General features: G+C 69.7%; 19 protein-coding genes. 10 read left to right on the top strand and 9 right to left on the bottom strand.

Features of this window, described 5'->3' with window-relative positions:
• Positions 1 to 29: 29 nt before the first annotated feature.
• The 3 genes from C5B99_RS16735 to hemE form a co-directional block, all read right to left on the bottom strand.
• On the bottom strand, positions 30 to 353 hold the full coding sequence (locus tag C5B99_RS16735; RefSeq protein ID WP_104244117.1) for a hypothetical protein: 324 nt from the start codon (positions 351 to 353) through the stop codon (positions 30 to 32).
• Between the two features lie 97 nt (positions 354 to 450).
• On the bottom strand, positions 451 to 1,920 hold the full coding sequence (locus C5B99_RS16730; RefSeq protein WP_104244115.1) for an NAD(P)/FAD-dependent oxidoreductase: 1,470 nt from the start codon (positions 1,918 to 1,920) through the stop codon (positions 451 to 453).
• Positions 1,917 to 3,050 carry a uroporphyrinogen decarboxylase gene (gene hemE, locus C5B99_RS16725; protein WP_258063484.1) on the bottom strand — a complete coding sequence of 378 codons (1,134 nt, stop codon included), beginning with the start codon at positions 3,048 to 3,050 and terminating at the stop codon, positions 1,917 to 1,919. Before hemE ends, C5B99_RS16730 begins: the two co-directional genes overlap by 4 nt.
• Positions 3,051 to 3,193: 143 nt before the next feature.
• On the opposite strand from hemE, the gene C5B99_RS16720 reads away from it, so the two are divergent.
• Positions 3,194 to 4,546 (top strand): glutamyl-tRNA reductase, encoded by a 1,353-nt coding sequence (locus C5B99_RS16720; RefSeq protein ID WP_104244113.1) that lies wholly within the window; start codon positions 3,194 to 3,196, stop codon positions 4,544 to 4,546.
• 175 nt (positions 4,547 to 4,721) lie between these two features.
• A complete protein-coding gene (locus C5B99_RS16715) occupies positions 4,722 to 5,222 on the top strand; it encodes a hypothetical protein (RefSeq protein WP_146082038.1) in 501 nt (166 codons plus the stop codon).
• An 86-nt stretch (positions 5,223 to 5,308) separates the two neighbouring features.
• On the opposite strand, the gene C5B99_RS16710 is transcribed toward C5B99_RS16715, so the two are convergent.
• Positions 5,309 to 7,321: a M13 family metallopeptidase gene (locus tag C5B99_RS16710; RefSeq protein WP_104244109.1), complete on the bottom strand. Its 2,013-nt coding sequence runs from the start codon at positions 7,319 to 7,321 to the stop codon at positions 5,309 to 5,311.
• A 142-nt stretch (positions 7,322 to 7,463) separates the two neighbouring features.
• On the opposite strand from C5B99_RS16710, the gene C5B99_RS16705 reads away from it, so the two are divergent.
• From C5B99_RS16705 to C5B99_RS16695, 3 genes are all read left to right on the top strand, one after another.
• Positions 7,464 to 8,825: an MATE family efflux transporter gene (locus C5B99_RS16705; protein WP_258063483.1), complete on the top strand. Its 1,362-nt coding sequence runs from the start codon at positions 7,464 to 7,466 to the stop codon at positions 8,823 to 8,825.
• A gap of 176 nt (positions 8,826 to 9,001) precedes the next feature.
• The gene (locus C5B99_RS16700) at positions 9,002 to 10,120 is read left to right on the top strand and encodes a hypothetical protein (protein WP_104244105.1); all 1,119 of its coding nucleotides are present in this window, start codon (positions 9,002 to 9,004) and stop codon (positions 10,118 to 10,120) included.
• 127 nt (positions 10,121 to 10,247) lie between these two features.
• Positions 10,248 to 10,880, top strand: coding sequence for a LysE family translocator (locus C5B99_RS16695; protein ID WP_104244103.1), 633 nt, complete (start codon positions 10,248 to 10,250; stop codon positions 10,878 to 10,880).
• 107 nt (positions 10,881 to 10,987) lie between these two features.
• On the opposite strand, the gene C5B99_RS16685 is transcribed toward C5B99_RS16695, so the two are convergent.
• Positions 10,988 to 12,664 carry an alkaline phosphatase gene (locus C5B99_RS16685; protein ID WP_146082037.1) on the bottom strand — a complete coding sequence of 559 codons (1,677 nt, stop codon included), beginning with the start codon at positions 12,662 to 12,664 and terminating at the stop codon, positions 10,988 to 10,990.
• Between the two features lie 178 nt (positions 12,665 to 12,842).
• Between C5B99_RS16685 and nucS the strand changes: the two genes are divergently transcribed.
• The 4 genes from nucS to C5B99_RS16665 all read left to right on the top strand — a co-directional run bounded on the left by nucS (position 12,843) and on the right by C5B99_RS16665 (position 16,137).
• Positions 12,843 to 13,538 carry an endonuclease NucS gene (gene nucS, locus C5B99_RS16680; protein ID WP_104244101.1) on the top strand — a complete coding sequence of 232 codons (696 nt, stop codon included), beginning with the start codon at positions 12,843 to 12,845 and terminating at the stop codon, positions 13,536 to 13,538.
• A 71-nt stretch (positions 13,539 to 13,609) separates the two neighbouring features.
• On the top strand, positions 13,610 to 14,377 hold the full coding sequence (locus C5B99_RS16675) for an HAD hydrolase-like protein (RefSeq protein WP_104244099.1): 768 nt from the start codon (positions 13,610 to 13,612) through the stop codon (positions 14,375 to 14,377).
• A gap of 51 nt (positions 14,378 to 14,428) precedes the next feature.
• A complete protein-coding gene (locus C5B99_RS16670; RefSeq protein WP_104244097.1) occupies positions 14,429 to 14,911 on the top strand; it encodes a DUF3224 domain-containing protein in 483 nt (160 codons plus the stop codon).
• A 17-nt stretch (positions 14,912 to 14,928) separates the two neighbouring features.
• Positions 14,929 to 16,137, top strand: a complete 1,209-nt coding sequence (locus tag C5B99_RS16665) for an ATP-binding protein (protein WP_219819524.1) — start codon at positions 14,929 to 14,931, stop codon at positions 16,135 to 16,137.
• 46 nt (positions 16,138 to 16,183) lie between these two features.
• Here the strand turns inward: C5B99_RS16665 and C5B99_RS16660 are convergent, their stop codons facing one another.
• From C5B99_RS16660 to C5B99_RS16645, 4 genes are all read right to left on the bottom strand, one after another.
• On the bottom strand, positions 16,184 to 16,882 hold the full coding sequence (locus C5B99_RS16660) for a GNAT family N-acetyltransferase (protein WP_104244095.1): 699 nt from the start codon (positions 16,880 to 16,882) through the stop codon (positions 16,184 to 16,186).
• 101 nt (positions 16,883 to 16,983) lie between these two features.
• On the bottom strand, positions 16,984 to 17,448 hold the full coding sequence (locus C5B99_RS16655) for a peroxiredoxin (protein ID WP_219819525.1): 465 nt from the start codon (positions 17,446 to 17,448) through the stop codon (positions 16,984 to 16,986).
• 162 nt (positions 17,449 to 17,610) lie between these two features.
• On the bottom strand, positions 17,611 to 18,429 hold the full coding sequence (locus C5B99_RS16650; RefSeq protein ID WP_258063482.1) for a CoA ester lyase: 819 nt from the start codon (positions 18,427 to 18,429) through the stop codon (positions 17,611 to 17,613).
• 190 nt (positions 18,430 to 18,619) lie between these two features.
• Positions 18,620 to 19,327 carry a hypothetical protein gene (locus C5B99_RS16645; RefSeq protein WP_104244090.1) on the bottom strand — a complete coding sequence of 236 codons (708 nt, stop codon included), beginning with the start codon at positions 19,325 to 19,327 and terminating at the stop codon, positions 18,620 to 18,622.
• A gap of 78 nt (positions 19,328 to 19,405) precedes the next feature.
• On the opposite strand from C5B99_RS16645, the gene C5B99_RS16640 reads away from it, so the two are divergent.
• Positions 19,406 to 20,335, top strand: coding sequence for an N-acetylglucosamine kinase (locus C5B99_RS16640; protein ID WP_104244088.1), 930 nt, complete (start codon positions 19,406 to 19,408; stop codon positions 20,333 to 20,335).
• Positions 20,336 to 20,379 lie beyond the last annotated feature (44 nt).

Genomic DNA, 20,379 nt, shown 5'->3' with positions numbered 1-20,379 from the left:
GGTGTGTCGCTCTCTGCTGGGAGTGCTGGTTAGGACGCGTCGCTGCTCGGGTTGCCGACGGTTCCGGAGGGAGCAGGCGGGTTCGACTTGCCGGACGAGCTCTTCTTGCCGTTGTCCTTGACCGCCTTCGTGACCTGGGCCGTCACGAGCTTCGCACCGCTGACGGCCGCGTCGGCGACCTTCGGAGCCAGCTTGCGGGAGAACTCGTCGACCTCAGCGCGCTTGGAGCGGACGAGCTTCGTGTCCCACACCGTCTGCGCGACGGAGGAGATCTGCTCGTAGCGCTTGCGCCCCGCGCGAGCACCAAGGACGTACCCGGCACCGAGGCCAAGCACAAACACGAACTTCTTCATGAAAACTCCTATCGTTCGCCGGTACGCCAGCGATCGGTCAATCGGGCGCGATCAAGCCACGGAGCAAGCCTAGCCCCGCGAGGCATCTCAACTCGCGCTAAGCCTGTGCGTCCTCGGGGAAGAGCTCATCCACGGCGCGCAGCACCCCTGGGATGACGCTCGCGAGCCCCGTTCCGTCGATCCAGGTGCCGGCGAGCGCGACCCCAGCCGTCCGCCGCGCCTCGTCCCGCGCACCCCGGAGCTCTGTGGATCGTCCGATGCGCGCGGCCGGGGCCGGGATGCGCCAGACGTGCCTGGCCATCGCGATGACGTCCTCGCGCTCGATGGTCGTGCCGAGCAGGCGCCCGGCATCGCCGCGCGCGAGCTCGGTCGTCTCGTCGTCGCTGAGCGAATGCGTGAGCGGCTCGCTGCCCCCGCGAGCGTGTGGACCGTAGGAGAGCCGGAGCACGTGCATCCCGTCGGCTGCCGCCTCCTGCCAGGCCCATTTCGCGGTGACGTGAGTCAGGGCCTTCGCCCGGATGGTCGTACTCGGGTCGCCGACGAGCACGCCAGTGCCTCGCGGGTGAGCGTCGAGCTGCGGGGCTCGCACGAGCAGCGCGACGACCTCGGCGGGGACTGCGGCAGCGCCGCCGATCGCAACCGCCTCGCCGGATGGCCCCTCGGAGTCGTCACCGCGGGCGGAGACGGAGCGCGGCACGGCGACGGTCGACAGGATGCGCTTCGCGAAGAGCGACCCAGCGCCCTCGAGCTCGACGCGCCAGGCCTGCTCGAGGGCGGAGCCGTCTTCGAGCACTGAGGCGACGCGAGTGGAGAGCCGGACATCGACGCCGAGCTCGGCGAGCTCGTGCTCGAGCCGCGCCACCACGCGGTGCATGCCTCCCTCGACGGTGCGAACTGCGGCGCCAGGGGGCGCGCTCTTCCTGAGCGCCGCGACGGCGGCCGACAGGGAGCCGTGCTCGTGGACGCGCTCGGCGAGACCGGGGATGAGCACCCGGTGGTCGAGCTCCGCCGGGTCGAGCGAGTACACGCCCCGCGTGACCGGCGCGACGAGCCGGCCGAGCACCGTCGGCCCCATGCGCGCGAGCACCAGCGACTCGAGGTCGGAGGCGTCGGCGCCGACACGCGGGTCGAGCGTCCGGTCGCGTTCGAGCTCCGCGATGCCCTCATCGCCGATCGCGGCGTGCACCGCGGCGCGGGACTCCGCATCACGCAGAGCCGCCTCCCCGGGTATGCCGAGCATCCCCCCAGCCGGCATCGGAGCAGCAGTCGCATCGGTCACGACCCAGGAGCCCAGTGCTCGCGGCTCGACGATGTCATCGTGCATCCCGAGCTCGTGCAGCAGGGCCGCGAACGCGCCACCGCGCGTGGCGAACGCCTCCGCACCGATGTCGATCGGCAGCCCGCCCAGGTCTGCGCGGCAGATCATCCCGCCGAGCCGATCTCCCGCCTCGACGACCACCACGCTGGCACCGCGGCCCGCTGCCCGTCTGGCGGCGAGCATGCCCGCGATGCCCCCGCCGACGACGACGAGATCGGGCGTCGACTGGCCGAGGGACGATCGGTTCACTCGACCCGACCGCCGTCCGGCAGCGAGTGGGCGAACTCCACGAGGCCGGTCAGCACCGCTGGATCGGCGGACGGCGGGACGCCGTGGCCGAGGTTGAGGATGTGCGCGGGCGCCGAGTTCCCCCGGCGAACGACATCTCGCACGTGCTCCTGCAGCACCGCGGCGCCCGCTCCGAGCACAGCAGGGTCGACGTTGCCCTGCAGCGGCACTCCGCCGCCGAGGCGCCGCGAGGCCTCGTCGAGCGTGATGCGGTCATCGACCCCCATGACGTCGGCCCCGATCGCGTGCATGTCCGGCAGCAGCTCGGCAGTGCCCACGCCGAAGTGGATCGTGCGGACCCGCTCGCCACCCGGCGTGCGCAGGGCCCGTACCCGCTCGAGCGCCAGGCCGCTCGAGGCGGCGATCGACTTCTGGTAGCGATCGCGACTGAGCGAGCCAGCCCACGAGTCGAAGAGCTGCACGATGCTCGCCCCCGCGCGCACCTGCGCCTCCAGGAACGCGGCCGAGAGCTCGGCGATCGCGCCGGAGAGGTCGGCCCACGCCTCGGGGTCGGCCTGCATGAGCGTGCGCGTGCGGAGGTGGTCCTTCGAGGGACCGCCCTCGACGACGTACGCGGCGACCGTGAACGGCGCCCCGGCGAAGCCGATGAGCGGCGTGGAGCCGAGCTCCGCCACCGTCAGCGAGACGGCCTCGGTGATGGGAGCGAAGAGCTCCGGGCTGATGCGGGCCCTGATGCGCGCAGCGAACTCGTGTGCCTCCTGCGAGGAGCGCACCGGGTTGTCGAAGACCGGGCCTGTGCCTGGAACGATATCGACGGCCTCGCCGATGAGCTTGAGCGGAACCACGATGTCGCTGAAGAAGACCGCCGCGTCGACGCCGTGACGGCGCACGGGCTGCAGCGTGATCTCCGCGGCGAGCTCCGGGCGCAGGCAGGAGTCGAGCATCTCGATGCCCTTGCGCAGCTCGCGGTACTCGGGCAGCGAACGGCCAGCCTGTCGCATGAACCACACCGGGAGCGTCTCAGGCCGGTCCCCGCGTGCCGCGCGGATGAGCGGAGCATCGGCGGTGAGGCCTGAGGAGAGGGGGTGCGAGTCGCTGAGCGGCAGGGGTGCAGGAGCTGTTTCGGTCACCCGCCCATTCTCCACCCGGCACCCGAGCGGGGCCGTACAGCGGGCATCCGACGACGAATTCCCGGCTGTGCCGGATCGCAAGAGGTTTAAGGGAAGGTATGGCTCAGAAGCGAAAACGCGGAGAACTTCTACAATAAGTAATCGTGTTGCTGTGTCTGAGTGCCAATCACCGCACCGCGAGCTTCCCAGTCCTTGAAAAGCTCGCGGCCCGCGAAGATGGCGGACTTGAGTCCGCGCTCCGCGACGCCCCAGGCGTCGACGGAGCCATTGTGCTCGCCACCTGCAACCGCTTCGAGATCTACCTCGACATCGACACGGCGCAGCCGGTCGCTCCCGAGCTCATGCCGACCATCGCGACGGCACTCGACGTCTCCGTCGAGACGCTCCGCGCCAACATGGCCGTCATCCACGACACGCAGGTGCCCGAGTACCTCTTCGCCGTCTCGAGCGGCCTCGAGTCCGTGGTCGTGGGCGAGGGCGAGATCTCCGGTCAGGTGCGCCGCGCGCTCGAGGAATCACGTGCGGCCGGCATGTCGACCTCGCAGCTCGAGCGTCTCTTCCAGTCGGCGTCCACCACATCGCGTGGCATCAAGTCGGGCACGAAGCTCCAGAGCGCTGGCCGATCGCTCGTGCGCCTCTCGCTCGAGCTCGCCGCATCCCAGATCGCCGACTGGAGCACCGCGCAGGTCGTGCTCGTCGGCACCGGCTCGTACGCGGCAGCCTCGCTCAAGGCCCTGCAGGACCGCGGCGTGACCCGCGTCGGCGTGTACTCCCCCTCGGGTCGCGCCCACAAGTTCGCCGAGCGCGACGGCGTCTTCGTCATCGACGGCCAGAATCTCCCAGAGCACCTCTCGAACGCCGACCTCGTCGTCACCTGCTCGAGCGCCGACACGGTGGTCATCGACTACGACCTCATGCTCGGCGCGCGACTCGCGCCCGGATGCGCCGAGGCCACGCTCATCATCGACCTCGGCATGCCGCGCAACGTCGACCCGGCCGTGGGCCGCCTCGACGGCATCTCGGTGCTCGACCTCGAGACCATCCGCATCCACGCTCCCCTCGAAGAGCTCGGGGCCGCCGATGAGGCTCGCTGCATCGTGTCCCGCGCAGCCAGCGAGTTCGTCGAGCAGCAGGCTGAGACGAGCGTCGCGGAGGGCATCGCAGCGCTTCGCTCGCACATCACCGACATCGCGCGCGCGGAGACCGAGCGCGTCGCGAACAAGGACGAATCGGGCGTCGCCGAGGCTGCTCTGCGTCGCCTCGCGAACACGCTCCTGCACAGCCCGTCGGTGCGCGCGAAGGAACTCGCCCGCGCTGGTCGCGGCGACGAGTACCTCGACGCGATCGAGCTGCTCTTCGGCATCACCGTCGAGCGCGAGACCCCCGCGACGAAGCCGGCGACCCCGGCGGCGGCACCCGTCGTGCCCACCGCGCTCCCCCGCGTCGCTCAGGCGGAAGACGACGGGGCGCTCGAGTGCCCCGTGCACACCTCCTAGCAGCCCCCACCCGACGCCGAATGCGCGGCACTGCGGTCAGGCTCACCCGAATCCTCGAGCACACGGGGCAGAATCGATGCGCGCCGGCGATCTCGGGAACCGCACCTTCTCGCCCTGGGCTGAGCATCCCGAGATGACCACCGAGTGCACGCTCCGTCGATGGGAACCCCTGCGAATGCTCCGCGAACACCGCTCCAAGCTGCTTGTCGGCACCGTTGCTGCGACCGCGCTCCTCGCGCTGAGCGGATGCTCGGGCTCCGGGCAGACCGATGGTGCCGTCCCCGAGGAGGGCATGCAGCCGCCAGACACGTCGATCGCGGATGCCCTGAGCGAGAACGAGATGGGGGCCACCCTCGATTTCGCCGCGCTTCTGCCGAGCGGCGCGACCGGCGCGGTCATCGCCTGCCCCGGCGATACGGTCGAGTCGCTTGCTGAGAGCACTGGCATCGACGCGGGGAACTACGAGCTCGCGGATGGAACCCTGCCGGTCGCCGATGGCTCGTTCGCCCTGCTCTTCGGCGATGCGGAAGACAGGATCACGACGTCGACCCTGTACACGGGGGAAGGCGTCGACCTGTGTGCAGGTGACGCCGTCGCGTCGACGTACCTGGGTTCAGGCGCCCGCATCATGCTGACGGGGTCGACCGGGGCCTGGGCACCGATCGGCGTCGAGTAGCGGCGCAGCGACGAGACGAGACGACGCCTCCCGGAGCCGTCTTGCGTCCCGGGAGGCGTCGAGGTGATGCCTGGCTCAGCGCCCGGCTACCAGATGGTGACCCGGGATTCGGGGGCGAGCCAGAGGGCATCGCTCTCGGTGACGTCGAAGGCGTCGTAGAAGGCATCGACGTTGCGGACGATCTGATTGCATCGGAATTCGGCGGGCGAATGCGGGTCGACCGCGAGGAGCAGCTTCGCGTACTCGGGGCGCGCCTTCTGCTGCCACGCCTGCGCCCAGCTGAGGAAGAACCGCTGCGCCGCGGTGAGCCCGTCGATGACGTTCTCGTCGTCTGCGTCGAAGCCGGCGTCTGCGCGGTAGGCGCGGTACGCCTTCCAGGCGATGCCGAGTCCGCCGAGGTCGCCGATGTTCTCGCCGATGGTGAGCTCGCCGTTGACCTTCTGGCCCTCGGTGCCCTCAGGTGAGAGTTCGTTGTACTGGTCGATGAGCGCCCGGGTGCGCTGCTCGAAGGCGGTGCGGTCGGTCGCGGTCCACCAGTCCTCGAGGCGCCCGTCTCCGTCGTACTTGGACCCCTGGTCGTCGAAGCCGTGCCCGATCTCGTGGCCGATGACGGCGCCGATGGCGCCGAAGTTCGCGGCGGGGTCGCGGTGCTCGTCGAAGAATGGCAGCTGGAGGATCGCGGCGGGGAAGACGATCTCATTCTCGCCTGGCGAGTAGTAGGCGTTGACGGTCTGTGGCGGCATCATCCACTCGTCGCGTCGCACGGGCGTGCCGAGCTTGGCGAATTCGTAGGCCGCCTCGTAGACGGAGGCCCGGCGCGAATTGCCGACCACGTCGTCGTCCCTGATCTCCAGGTCGGAGTAGTCGCGCCAGCGGTCGGGGTACCCGATCTTGGTGACGAACTTCTCGAGCTTGTCGAGGGCTCGCTCACGGGTCTCTGGGCTCATCCACTCGAGTTCGGCGATGGATGCGCGGTAGGCCCCGGTGAGGTAGCCGACGAGCTCGAGCATCTTGGCCTTCGCGGTCGGCGAGAAGTGCCGCTCGACGTAGGCCTTGCCGATGGCCTCGGGGAGCTTGCCCTCAGCGTGGCCCGTGCCCCGCTTCCAACGCTCGCGCTGCTCTGGCGTGCCCTGGAGGGTCTTGCCGTAGAAGTCGAAGTTGGCCGCGGAGACCGACGGGGCGAGGATGCCCGAGTACTGCGAGACGATGCCCCAGACGAGCCAGTCCTGCCAGGCCTGGAGCCGCTCGTGCGTGAGCAGGTCAGCTGCACCCTCGAAGAAGTCGGGCTGACGGACGATGACGCGGTCGAGTGCGCCGGCCGGTGCACCCCAGCGTGCGGTCCAGCCCGCGAAGTCGACGTTCGCGTAGGCCGCGCTGAGTTCCGCGAAGGTGCGCGGGTTGTACGCGAGCTCCGCCTCGCGCGACTTGACGACGTCCCAGTGGAGCTTGGCGATCTCGGTCTCGAGCGCGAAGACGCGCGCGGCCCGAGCCTCCGCGTTCGGCAGTCCGGCGAGGCCGAGCATGCGGGCGATGTGCGCCGTGTACTGCTCGCGGATCTCGGCGTACTGCTCCTCGCGGTAGTAGCTCTCGTCAGGCAGGCCGAGGCCCGACTGCTCGAAGTAGAGGGCGTACTCTGCGGGCGACTTGAGGTCGGGGTAGACGTAGGCCGAGACGAACGAGCCGAGGCCGGTGCGCTCGAGGTCGCCGAGCACGTGGAGGAACTCGTCGATCGTCGATGCGGCGAGTGCGCGGTCGATGTCGGGGCGAACCGGGTCGAAGCCGAGGGCCTCGAGCTTCTCCTCGTCCATGAACGCCGCGTAGGCGTCTGCCGCTTTGCGCAGCTCCGACCCGGGCTCCGCGTCCGTGCCGCTCTTCAGGATGTCGAGGACCGCCTTCTCGGCGTCTTCGCGCAACTGGATGAAGCTGCCGTAGGCGGGCAGGTACGCGGGCACCTCCGTGGCAGCGATCCACTTGCCGTTGGTGTGCCTGAACAGGTCGTCTGCGGGGCGGACCGAGGCGTCGAGCGCCTCCAGGTCGATGCCCGAGGGGAGCTGCTCGGTTGCGGGAGCGGTGGAGGCGAGGTCGTCCGTCTGTGACATGTCCCTCAGGCTAGAACACGCCACCGACACAGGCGCTGAGATCACCTCAGGGCGAACACGCGAGGGGACGCGGGGTCACCCACCGTGCACCTGCCCGCGTCTGGGCAACGGGCTTCGCGCTGACTCCTGGGAGGATGGATCCGTGCGCGCAACTCGGAACTCCCAACCCGCTGGACGCGCCGATGCACGCGCGCTCGACCGCAGCATCCTGACCCTCGCGGTTCCGGCGTTCGGGGCGCTCGTCGCCGAGCCGCTGTTCCTGCTCACCGACACGGCCCTCGTCGGCCACCTCGGCGATACGGCGCTCGCTGGCCTCGGGGTCGCGGCGACGATCCTGCACACGATCGTCGGCATCATGGTGTTCCTGGCCTACACGACGACCCCGGTCGTGGCGCGGCTGCTCGGCTCCGGCAACCGGCCAGGCGCCATCCGCGCCGGTATCGAGGGCATGTGGCTGGCGGCCTTCTGCGGGCTCGTGCTCCTCATCGTCGGCCTCCCCCTGAGCGCTCCGCTCGTCGGCGTCTTCACGAGCGATCCCGGCGCCATCGATGCCGCGAACACGTACCTGTCCCTGAGCCTGTGGGGTCTCCCCGCGATGCTGCTCGTCATCGCCGCCATGGGCCTGCTGCGCGGCCTGCAGAACACCAAGGTGCCGCTGGTCGTCGCCATCGCGGGCTTCGCCGTGAACGGGGCGCTGAACGCGGTCTTCATCTACGGCTTCGGCTGGGGCATCGCGGGGTCTGCCCTCGGCACGGTCATCGCGCAGTGGGGCATGGCCATCGTCTACATCGTCATCGCGGTCCGGGCTGGCCGCGAGCTCGGCGTCTCGCTGCGGCCGGGGATCGGCGACCCTCGGACGGTGTTCTCGGCGAACGCGTTCATGGTGCTGCGCACCCTCACGCTGCGCGCTTCCCTCGTCGTGCTGGTCTGGGCGGCCGGGCAGCAGGGGGTCGCGGAGCTGGCCTCCCTGCAGATCCTCCTCTCGGTCAACAGCCTCATCGCCTTCACCCTGGATGCGCTCGCCATCGCGGGCCAGGCGATGGTCGGGCACGCCCTCGGTGCCGGTGACACGAAGCGGGTCACGGCGATCTCCCGCCGCCTCAAGCAGTGGGGGTTCTGGTTCGGCGTGATCCTCGCGGTCGTGTTCGCGGCCCTCGCGTGGGTTCTCGGGTACGTCTTCACGAGCGACACCGCCGTGCTCTCCCTCTTGCCCGTCGGGTTCCTCATCCTCGCTGCCGGGACTCCGATCGCGGGGTTCGTCTACGTGCTCGACGGCATCCTCATCGGGGCGGGTGACGTTCGCTACCTGGCGCTGGCTGGCATCCCGCCGCTGCTCGTGCTGGTGGTCGGCGTGACGGTCGTGCTGCAGCTCGGGATGCAGGGTGCGGCTGGTCTCGGAGTGCTGTGGGCGTCGTTCGCCGTTGGCACCATGGGCGCTCGGGCGCTCGTCCTGGGTGCCAGGGAGCGCGGCACGAAGTGGCTCGTCCCGGGCGCCGCGAGGTAGCGGACGCACGGATCCGCTCGCTCGGCTTCGCGGATCCGAGCCGAGCCACGGGGAGTTCTCCCCATCGCTCCCCGGGTGATTTCCTGCAAATGTGGGGATTGCGGGTCGCCCCTGGGCTCGCAGACGCTGCGCGCATCTGACGCCGGCGCCAACAGATCCCCCTCTGGAGTTCCACCATGCGTGCATCCCTTCCCTCGAACAGCAGCTCGACCGACAAGCAGCTCCCCTCGCGGCGCGCCATCGTGACTGCCGGCGCCTGGAGCATCCCCCTCGTGACACTGGCCGTCGGAGCACCGTCGGCGTCGGCGAGCACGACGACCGCCGGGTTCGACCTCGCGATCGTCGGCCTGCAGTTCGGGGAATCCCTCCCCCTCTTCACGCCGGACTACTCCCAGCGGTACACGTCGTTCGTGCCGCTCAGCAACTTCGCCGTCGCGAACTTCGGCGACACGCCTTCCCCTGCCTCGGGCTTCCAGGCCAGCTACACGGTCGACAACGAGGTGGCCACGATCGACCGCGTCGGGTACCGGGTCGCCGGGGCCGCTGAGCCCACGTACGTCGACGATGTCGAGACGATCGTGACCGGAACGCGCACCGAGCACAGGTGGCTCGTCCCCGTCTCGGTTCCCGTCAACGAGTCCGACGACCCGATCTTCCCCACCGGTGCGGTGGTGCTCGTCGTCGAGTCGACCGTGCTCCTGCGCTACCCGAACGACGCGTACGACCCGGCGAAGATCACGGGATCCCGGGTCAGCGCCACGTCTCTGGCTCCCGAGACCAAGACCGACAACAACGTGCTGCAGGGCGTCGGCGTCACCGAGCTCGAGCCGGCCGCACCGTACGCCGCGGAGACCGAGGCGAGCTTCGAGACGGTGCCCCTCGGCACCGGGCCGGCCCGCACGAGCCGTCCGACGTCGGTCAAGATCACGTCGGTCGGCCCGAGCCCGCTTCCCGCGTCGGGCTCAGCCGTCGTCAGGTTCGACTACCGCTCGACGACGACCTTCTCCATCGCCAACGTCCGCCGCAACGGCACCGCGACCGGTGACTTCCTCCAGAACGTGACCGCACCGGAGCGTCAGGCAGGCTCGAGTGTGCAGGAGCTTGTCGCCGTGTTCGGGACACCACTCGACGCTGACGATTTCCTCGAGTTCGACATCGTCTACGACGCTCCGGGCGCTGGTTCCTTCGACGTGGCGTCGACCGCTGGGCACGTGGGCTTCCTCCCGGCCGACAACAACGATCGCAACCAGCGCACCACCGAGTTCGCCTACGCCTACGGCGTCGTCCCGGCCTGAGCGTGAAGGGCGGGCCTCCGAAGGGCTCCGGCTGAGAGCGAGGCCCACTCGGGGAGGCTCCGAACATGGGCCTGACCGTCCCCCAGGCTCGCTCGCGCTCGGGCCTCGGGAGCGGTACGTTCTCGTCATGGTCCCACTCGACAGCCTGCTCGCCTTCGCCATCGCGTCGGTGCTGCTCATCCTCATCCCGGGGCCGAGCGTGCTCTTCGTGATCGGCAGGTCGATCGCGCTCGGCCGTCGGGCCGGCGTGCTGAGCGTCGTCGGCAACGCCATCGGGATGATCCCGGCGGTCCTCGCGGTGGCGCTCGGGGTCGGGGCCCTTGTCGCCTCGTCGGTCGTGGCGTTCACGATCATCAAGATCGTCGGCGCGGTCTACCTCGTCTGGCTCGGCGTGCAGGCGATCCGCACGAGGAACGCCCACCTCGAGGCCGCACCGCCCGTTCCCGCGAGCGCCTTCAAGCTACTCACGCAGGGCTTCATCGTCGGCAGCACGAACCCGAAGACGATCGCGTTCTTCGTGGCCGTGCTCCCCCAGTTCGTGTCACCGGCGGCCGGGCCGGCCTGGCTCCAGCTCATGGAGCTCGGCGTCTGCTTCCTTCTGCTGGCGCTCGTCTTCGACGGTGCGTGGGCGCTCTTCGCCGGCACCGCACGGGCCTGGTTCGCACGCTCCCCCAAGCGCATCTCCGGCATGTCAGCGACGGGTGGAGCCATGATGATCGGGCTCGGCGGGGCGCTCGCCTTCACCGGCGCGAAGTCCTAGAGACGCGGTCAGGCTGGCCGGTCCCGTGCATCCGGGACCGGCCAGCCATGCGCTCCGCGCGCGAGCGGCGTGCTCTTGGTGACGCCTCGCTGTTGGGAGCTCCTCCGCTACTCGCGCTCGGTCGCGGCGCGGCGACGGGCGACGAGTGCCACGGTGATGCCTGCGGCCAGGAGCAGACCAGCGCCGATCGCGATGGGCGCTGCACCGTCGGCGCCGGTCGTGGCCAGCGAGTCCCCGCCCTGTCCGGTCGCCGAGGTGCTCGTGGGTGCTGGGGCCGCAGTGGCCGCAGCGGTGGCGGATGCCGTCGTGGACGCGGTCGGCTCGGTCGTCGCCGTCGGTTCGGTGGTCGCGGTCGCCGTCGGCTCTGTGGTCGCGGTCGGCACGGTCGTGGCCGTCGGCTCGGTCGGCACGGTCGGAGCCGGCGGAGCGACCTCGACCCACGCGGACGTCAGCAGCCACTGCGCCATCTCGGTGTTGTCGAGGTAGTGGCCGCGCAGCGGGTCGCGCTGATCGGCGAGCGCCGTGAGCTGCTCGGCACCTGCACCCTTGTAGAAGAAGGGCACGAGCTGGTTGGTGTGGTTCGTGGAGTTCCACGAGTGGGTGGCGTAGTCGAGGTGGTTCTCGACCGTCATGGGCGTGAACTGGCCTTCGACCGGGCCAGAGAGGTAGCCGGTCTCGTGGTCGGCGGTGACGACGACGAGCGTCTCATCCCAGCTCGACTCGGTCTCGACCCAGTCGATGACGGAATCCACGGCGTCGTTGAAGTCGAGGGTCTCCTCGAGTGCTCGGTCGGTCTGGTTGGCGTGCCCGGTCCAGTCGATCGCGCCGCCCTCGACCATGAGGAACATGCCGCTGTCGTTGTTGTCGAGCACGTTCAGGGCGCCCTCGGTGAGCGTCGCGAGACTCGGCACGTCGTTCCTCGCGCCGCTGTCCGTGCGGCCCTGCTGCAGTGTCGAGCCGACCTGGGGGACCCCGAAGACCTGCTCGGGGGTGTCGCCCTCGGTGAGCGCCGCGAAGTCCTCATTCGTCTCCAGGAAGGCGTAGTCGCTCGCGCCGTTCGTGGCGGCCTCCCACTCCGCTTGGCCGACGTACTGGTAGTTCGGTGCTGCCAAGGGCTGGTTGTCGTCGTCGTAGAACGGGTGGCCCGCGCCGATCACGACATCCATCTCGCCAGAGAGCTGCTGGGCGGCGATGCCGTGGTAGTCGTTGCGCGACACGTTGTGTGCCGAGTAGGCAGCGGGTGTGGCGTGCGAGAACGGCACGCTCGTGACGACGCCCGTCGACTTGCCGAGCGAGTTCGCACGCTCCGAGAGGTTCTCGACCACGTTCTCGTCGACGTCCACTCCGATGCCCGCGTTGTAGGTCTTGACGCCTGTCGCCATGGCGGTTCCTGCCGCGGCGGAGTCGGTCGGGTCGTTCTTGTTCCACTCGAAGTCGGTCCAGGACTCCGCGGGGTCGTACGCGGGGCCCTCAGCCCAGTTCGTGGACATGCCGGCGAGGTCCCAGCTCTGGAAGCCCTCCGTCGGCCGGTCAGCGTTGCTGCCAGCTGGGATGACCTTCCTGTCCCCGCCCGTGGTGACCTGGTAGTAGGTCTCGCCGCTGGTGTGGGCGTTCGCGAGGTCGACGAAGTTGTAGCCCATGCCGTCGCCGATGAGCACGATGACGTTCTTCGGGCCGGTCTCGTCGGCGACGGCCGGCGTCGCGGCGAACGCGGTGCCTGCGATGGCGAGCGCGGTGAGCGCGACTGCGCCTCCGGCGAGTGGTCTGCGGATGATGCTGGGCATCTGGTTCCTTCCGGTCCGTCTTCGGGGTACCTCGGCGACGCTATGAGAACCATTCGCATGTCCGGCGAAGCCGCACTTTCCCCCGGGTAGCTCCCCGGTGAATTTCGAGTGACCTCATCGAGGGCCGAAACCGGCGCGCACGACCACCCGGTGCATCGGGAGCGATTACCCTCGTCAGGTGCGTCTTGTCATTGCGAACTGCAGCGTCGATTACATCGGCCGTCTCACCGCCCACCTCCCCATGGCCCCACGGGTGCTCATGCGCAAGGCCGACGGCAGCCTCCTGGTGCACTCGGACGGCGGCAGCTACAAGCCGCTGAACTGGATGAGCGCACCCTGCTCCATCGTCGAGGAGGAACCGGACGCGACCCAGCTCGAAGCTGGCATCACCGCGCTCTGGCGGGTCACGCAGACGAAGACCGGCGACCAGCTGCTCGTCACGATCGGCGAGGTCTTCGGCGACCACTCGCACGAGCTCGGCAAAGACCCCGGCCTCGAGAAGGACGGCGTCGAGGCGCACCTCCAGAAGCTGCTCGCCGACCAGATCGACCTGCTCGGCGAGGGGCATGCCCTCGTGCGCCGGGAGTACATGACCGCCATCGGGCCGGTCGACATCCTGGCGCGCGACGAGAGCGGCGCTTCTGTTGCCGTGGAGATCAAGCGCCGTGGAGGCATCGACGGCGTCGAGCAGCTGACGCGCTACCTCGAGCTCATGAACCGCGACCCGCTGCTCGCTCCCGTCTCGGGGGTGTTCGCCGCGCAGGAGATCGCCCCGCAGGCACGCACGCTCGCCGAGGACCGCGGCATCCGCTGCGTCATCCTCGACTACGACGAGATGCGCGGCGTCGACCCGCGCCACATGCGCCTGTTCTAGCCGCGCGCATCCCAACCGTTCAGCGGGCTGTCGCCTGCCGCTCGGCCAGCCCTCACTACACTGACTCGGACATGACGCACACAAGCTCTCCAGAAACGGAAGGCCGGGTCCCGACAGACCCGCAGCCGGCACCGGCCGTCCAGCCTGCGGCGACTACGACGACGCGCAGGGTCGACCTCGAGCGCGGTACCGGCATCGCCCCGTACACGGCGGTGCTCTGGGACCTGGACGGGACGATCAGCGACTCGGCGCCGGGCATCCTGAACAGCCTGCGCACCGTCCTCTCGAACTACGGGCTGCCGATCCCGAGCGACAGCGAGCTGCTCAAGCACGTGGGCCCGCCGATCCACGAGACGTTCGCCGCCTACGGGCTCGACCCCATCGAGGCGACCGAACGCTATCGCGCGATCTACCGCGCCTCTGAGTCGTTCATCGGCGACGCGTACCCGGGGGTGCTCCAGGTCATCCGCGACGTGCACGCCGCGGGCATCCCGCAATCGACGGCGACGAGCAAGCCGGAGAGCTCGGCGAGGGTCATCCTCGAGAGCTACGGGGTCGCCGACAGATTCCTCACCATCACGGGAGCCTCCGACGACGAGGTGCGTTCGGCCAAGGCCGACGTCATCGAGGAGGCGCTTCGTCGACTCGACGTCGCGGGCGTCGACCTCAGCAACGTGCTGATGATCGGCGACCGGTTCTACGACGTCGAGGGGGCTGCCGAGCACGGCGTGCCCGCGGTCTACGTGTCCTGGGGCTACGGCCGCCTCGGCGAGGAGGCGGGCTCCGTCGCGGTCGCCGATTCGGCGGAACGACTCCGAGCCTTCCTCTCGCTCGACTGACCACGCCGGAGTTCCCGTCGCTTTGTCGGTGCGTCGTCGTATCCTCATGGCATGCGCGCAGAGAGCTCTTTCACCATCGAAGCCTGGGACGCCAACGGCAGGGCCGTCGGCGTCGAGACCGCCGCACCGCTTGGCGGTGCATTCATCGTCCGTGCGATCTCGGGCGGTGACATCGAGGGGCGCAGCGAGGTGCTCTTCGCTGGTGCCTTCAACGAGAAGCACGGTTCGGGCACGTACGTCGCGATCGACGCCTTCGAGGGCTCGATAGCGGGCAGGACCGGCACGCTCGCGTTCTGGCACGCGAACACGGTCGCGAGGGGCCGTCCTGCTGCTGGCGGCGGCGTGCTGCATATCGTCCCCGACTCGGGCACCGGAGAGCTGATCGGCGCGAGCGGCACGGGGGAGATCATCGCCCGTGGCGACGACCACACGCTTGTCCTGCAGATCGAGTTCGACGATGCCGACGACGTGGAGATCGACGGCGAGGTGCTCGCGGGCGAGGTCGAGGCGGGCTCGTCGAAGAGCGAGGCCTGACCGGAAGCCGGCCGCCCGTGCCAACGAAGGCGGGAGCCGCATCCACGCGGCCGAACCCCTTCACGCCCTCATTCGGCGTGACGCCGCCGCTGCTTGTCGGCCGGTCGGCGATGCTGGCGTCGTTCGAAGCGGCGATCGACGGCACGCCGGGCGAGGTGGGGAGGGCGACCCTCGTCACCGGGCTGCGCGGCGTCGGCAAGACCGTCATGCTCAACGCGCTGGAGGACATCGCCGTCACACGCGGCTGGCTCGTGATCTCGGAGACGGCCACGAAGGGACTGGCCGAGCGGATGACCACCGAAGCGCTCCCCAAGCTCCTGGCCGAGCACGACCCGAGGGCCAGCAAGCGCCGCATCACGGGAGTCACCCTGCCGATGGGCACCGGAGGGTTCGTGTCGACGGTCGAGGAGCGCTACCGACCCGTCGCCAACCTGCGGTCACAGCTGACGGAGCTCACGCGTCTGCTCGCCCCGAACGGCACAGGGGTCCTCATCACCGTCGACGAGATCCACCGCGGCGCGATCGACGACCTCCGCGAGATCACGACGGTCGTGCAGCACGCGTTCCGCGAGGGGCTCGACGTCGCGTTCGTCGGCGCCGGCCTCAAGCCGAACATCAACGAGCTGCGCAGCGACCGCATGCTGACGTTCCTGCGCCGCGCGCACGTCCAGGAACTCGGGCAGCTCGACTACGAGGCGTCGGCGAGGGCTCTCCGGGAGCCCATCGCGGAGGGTGGGCGCAGCATCGACGACGACGCCCTCGACTACGCGGTGCGGGGCACGCAGGGGTACCCGTTCCTCGTGCAGTTCATCGGCTCGAAATCGTGGCAGGAAGCAGGCGCCGCCGAGCGCATCCAGCTCGCGCACGCCCGCCGGGCCGTTCGGCTCGCACGGCAGGCCATGGGCCAGTACATCTACGAACCCACCCTCGCCGCACTGTCCGTCGGCGACCGGACCTACCTGGCCGCCATGGCGAGCGACGACGGGCCGTCGCGCTCGAGCGATATCCGGTTGCGGATGCGCGCGAAGGCCGGCTACGTGGGCGTGTACCGCCAGCGGCTCATCAACGCCGGCATCATCGAGCCCGCGGGCTACGGCAGCGTGCAGTTCACGACGCCGTACCTGCGGGAGTATCTGCGAGAGCACGTGGTGAGCGAGGCCATCGCGCTTCCGCAGGGGCGGGCATTCCCGCCGCCGCCCGATGAGGACGAGGACCTCGACGACTGAGCCCCTCCGGGCCCAGTCGTAAGGGGCGGGGTCGGCCTCGACGGACTCAGGGAACGCGCACGCCGGTGAACGGCGTCGCTCGACGCAGCTCGAAGCCCAGCTTCTCGTACGCGGCGATGGCACCCGTGTTGGCGGCCGCAGCGTGCATGAGCGCACGATCGCCGCGTTCTTGGATGTGGAAGGCGACGTCGAGCACAAGACGTGATGCGAGTCCCTGTCGGCGGTAGTCGGCGTCGGTCGCGACCGCGCTGATCTCCGTCCAACCCGCCGGGTGGAGTCGCTCTCCGGCCATGGCGATGAGCTTTCCGTCGCGGCGGATGCCGACGTAGCGCCCGAGCACGTACGTTCGCGGCAGGAAGGGGCCGGGCTGGTTGCGCTCCACGAGCGCCAGCATCTCGGGGGCGTCGTCTGCCCCGAGCTCGACGACCTCCTCGTCGGGTCTCGTCTGCAGGCGAGGCGTCTCGACCAGCTGCACCCCTTCGCCGCGCCAGGTCTGCGCCCAGCCGGCCGGAACCTCGGGGTCTGCGTGCGAGATCGCGAGCTCGGCCCCGGAGCCGAGGAGCTCGGCGATCGCGTCCCAGACGCCGGGCGCCTCCCAGGAGCGGACGCCCACGAACGGCGACACGTCGGCCGGGTATCGCTTGACGAGGTCGCCACCGACAGCGAGGTGCGCGTGGGCGCCCGTCAGCGAGTTCCAGGCGGGGTTGTCGAGCACGGAGGTGGAGGTGATGGTGGTGTCGGTCATGGGGTCCTCGAGACGGTGGATGTGTCTCCGATTGTCACGCACACGGCACGATGCTCTCGACGTCGTGACCGACGGTTACGACCCGTTGCCTCCCGCTCGGCTCAGATGCCGAGCTTCGCGCGCAGCTCCTCCACGTGGCCGTCCGGGTCGATGTCGTAGGCGACCCAGGAGAGCTTCCCGGTGGCATCCACGATGAACGTCGACCTGATGACTCCGGTCCCCGCGATTCCCGCGACGGGACGCTCGCCCCACGCGCCCCATTCCATGGCGGTCGCCCCCGAGTCGCTGAGGAGCGAGTAGGGCACCCGCTGCTCCTCGCCGAAGATGGCGAGCTCTCGCGGCTGGTCGAGCGAGATGCCGAGCACGGTGACTCCGGCGTCGCTGAGTGCGGCGTAGTTGTCGCGGAAGTCGCATGCCTGCTGCGTGCACTTGCGCGTGCCGGCCTTCGGGTAGAAGTAGACGACGACTGGCGAGCCGGCCAGGTCGCTGAGGCGGATGATCTCGCCGTGCTGGTCGGTGAGCGCGAAATCGGGGGCGCTGTCGCCAACGCTGAGAGTGGTGACCAAGATTGCTCCTCGCTCGGGAATCAGACCTGCCCGACTCTAGCGAGCGCGCATCCACCGTCGCCTGTGAACGAGTCGCGGGCCACCCGCCCACCGGGGGCGAGCGGCCCGCAACTGCAGAACGGAACCGAGCGATCGGCGCGAAGCCGACCCTGGCTGGACTCTCTAGGCCTCCACGGTGATGCCGAAGGCTTCTGCGAGGCGCAGGATCTTGCGTGCGCGACCGAGACGCGGGAGGTCGCTGCCGTCGCGGACCACGCCGCCGGAAGCGTCGAAGTCGGCGAGGAACTCGCGTGCCCAGAGGATGTCGCTCGTCTGCGGGCAGATGACCTCGTTGACGACGGCCGTCTGCTCGAGGCGGAGGCACAGCTTGCCGGTCATGCCGTGCTCGAGCGTCCACTCGGACTCGTTGCGGAGGACACGGAGGCTCTCGTCTGTGGTGGGTCCGTCGACGGGGCCCGGGAGGCCGGCCGCCTTGGAGGAGACGGTGAGGCGCGAGCGTGCGTAGGCCATGGCCTCGCGCGTCGCCCACATGCCGGTGTCGCGACGGAAGTCGCCGCTGCCGAAGGCGAGGCGGAAGGCGCCGTCAGCGCGGGCGATGTTCGTGGCCTCTTCGAGTCCGAGTGCCGACTCGATGAGCGGCACCACGGGGATGCGGGCGCCGAGTCGCTGGTACGTGTTGACGACCTGCTCGGCCTGCTCCGTCTTGGCGAGCACGACTCCGAGGAGACCGGGGACTCCCGCGAGCTCGTCGACGTCGTCGGCCCAGAAGTCGGACAGGGTGTCGTTGATGCGCACCCAGGCGGCGTTGCCGGCCTTGAGCCAGGCGATGACATCAGCCCGGGCGGCGGCCTTGTGCTTGGGGTCGACGGCGTCCTCGATATCGAGGATGACGACGTCGGCGCGCGAGGCTGCCGCAGCGTCGAAGGCTTCGGGCTTGGACGCCGGGACGAGCAACCAGGACCTGGCGTCTGCCGGGGGCACGACGTGTCCGGCGGTTGACTTGGGGTGGGGGCTCGCTGGAGCGTTCAGAACTCTCGCCTCATTCATCGACTGGATGCACGGGTCTGCTCGACCGCGTACGGCCGCGTGACACGCAGCCAAGGTGTGAGCTTAGTACGACGAAACGCGGTGTCCTCTTGCGGACCTCTACAAGAACGGCCAGGGATCCTGATCAGTAGGAGAACGGGATCAGGCCGATGAGGAAGAAGAGAACTGCGGGAACGAGGGTGATGACGCCGACGACGGAGCCGACAGCGGCTGGCATGTTGCGCCATCCGCTCGCTCGAAGCGCGAGGACGCCGAAGACGATGGCGGCACCGGAGGTCAGCAGCTGCAGGATGCCGGTCGCGGGGCTCAGCACCCCGTAGATCTCGTAGCCGCCAGTGCGCGCCAGGATGCTCATCACGAAGGAGAGGAACGTGTTGATCGCCCACCCTCCGAGCGCGCTCGCCAGCGAGATCATGCCGAAGCGGTTCGTCGTGAAGGAGAGCTCTTCGCGCAGGCTCGAGAAGCTGGCCAGCTGCGTTCGACTCGGCGCCTTGGCCTGCTGGGGGCTGCCCGGCTGCTGGTAGCCACCCGGCTGGGCGTACTCGCCAGGCTGGGCATAGCTCCCCGGCTGCTGGTGGGCATCGGGCTGGGCGTAGCCCCCAGGCTGGGCATAGCCGCCGGGCTGTGCATAGCCGCCGGGCTGCTGGTACTCGCCAGGCTGCTGAGGGTCACCCGCTACCTGACCGTATCCCTGCCCCGACGGCGCCTGACCAGCAGGACCGTAGGCGGCGGGTGTGCCGCTCGGCGGGGTGCCGTAGCCGGACGCGCCCTGGGCTGCGTTCGACTGGGGGTCGGGGCTGTGCTGTCCGTTCCACTGGCTCGGTGTCGTCATGCGTTCACCCTAGGACCGTTGGTGTGTTCGTGACGCGGGCACCTCTGCCCGTCGCCTCTCTGCAATACGATTCGGTGCATGACGACGACGTTCTCCCCCTCGCCTGTTCTTGCCATCGACGCTGGCCAGAGCGGCATCCGCTCGCAGATCGATTCTGGCGAGGTTCGCTCCTTCGCCGCGATTCGCACCGACCTCCCGTTGGCGCCCCAGCTCGCGAGCGTCGTGGAGCAGTCGCTGCGAGATTCTGGGTTGACGGGGGTCACGGTGTCCGGTGGCGTGTCGGGGGTGACGCACGCGCAGACGGTTGCGGATGAACTCGCTCTGCTGGTCGGGCAGTTCGGCGTCGCGAGAGTCTTCATCGCGCACGATTCGATCTCGGCCTTCCTGGGGGCCCTCGGGTCCGAGCTCGGTGCGGTCGTCGCCGCTGGCACGGGTGTCGTGACGCTCGCGGTCGGCGAGGAACGCCTCGCGCAGGTCGACGGCTGGGGCTACCTCGTCGGAGATGCAGGTTCCGGGTACTGGATCGGTCGCGCCGCGCTGGACTCGGTGATGCGCGCCTTCGATGGCCGTGGCCCGGAGACGGCGCTCACCGAGGTCGTGCTCGCCCACCACCCGGATCTGCCGAGCATGTACGTGTCGCTGCAGACGAACGAGGGGAAGGTCCGTCACATCGCGTCGTTCGCTCGGTCGGTCGGCGACCTGGCGGAGACGGATGCGGTCGCTGCTGGAATCCTGGCGGCGGCGGGCTCGGAGCTGGCCGCCTCGGTCGCGGCCGGGCTCGCGCGGGTCGGTCTGCCCGGCGGGCGTGAGGTCGTGCAGGTGCGGGCGATCGGCAACGTGTTCTCGTCGCCGCATGTGGCCGCGGCGTTCCGGCGCTCGCTGCTCGAGCGGGTGCCGGAGGCTCGGGTGGCGGTGGGCGAGAGCCACCCGCTGGACGGGGCGGCGATGCTCCCCCATCTGGAGAGGGACCACGCGCTCATCGCCTCGATCGGGGTCGTGACGCTCTAGGTCGTGACGCTCGAGATCGTGACGCTCGAGGCCCGCGCGCGGAC

This window comes from Pseudoclavibacter sp. Z016, from assembly GCF_002931215.1.
In the GTDB taxonomy this organism is placed as follows: domain Bacteria; phylum Actinomycetota; class Actinomycetes; order Actinomycetales; family Microbacteriaceae; genus Pseudoclavibacter.
This window is presented reverse-complemented; position numbering and strand designations above follow the sequence as displayed.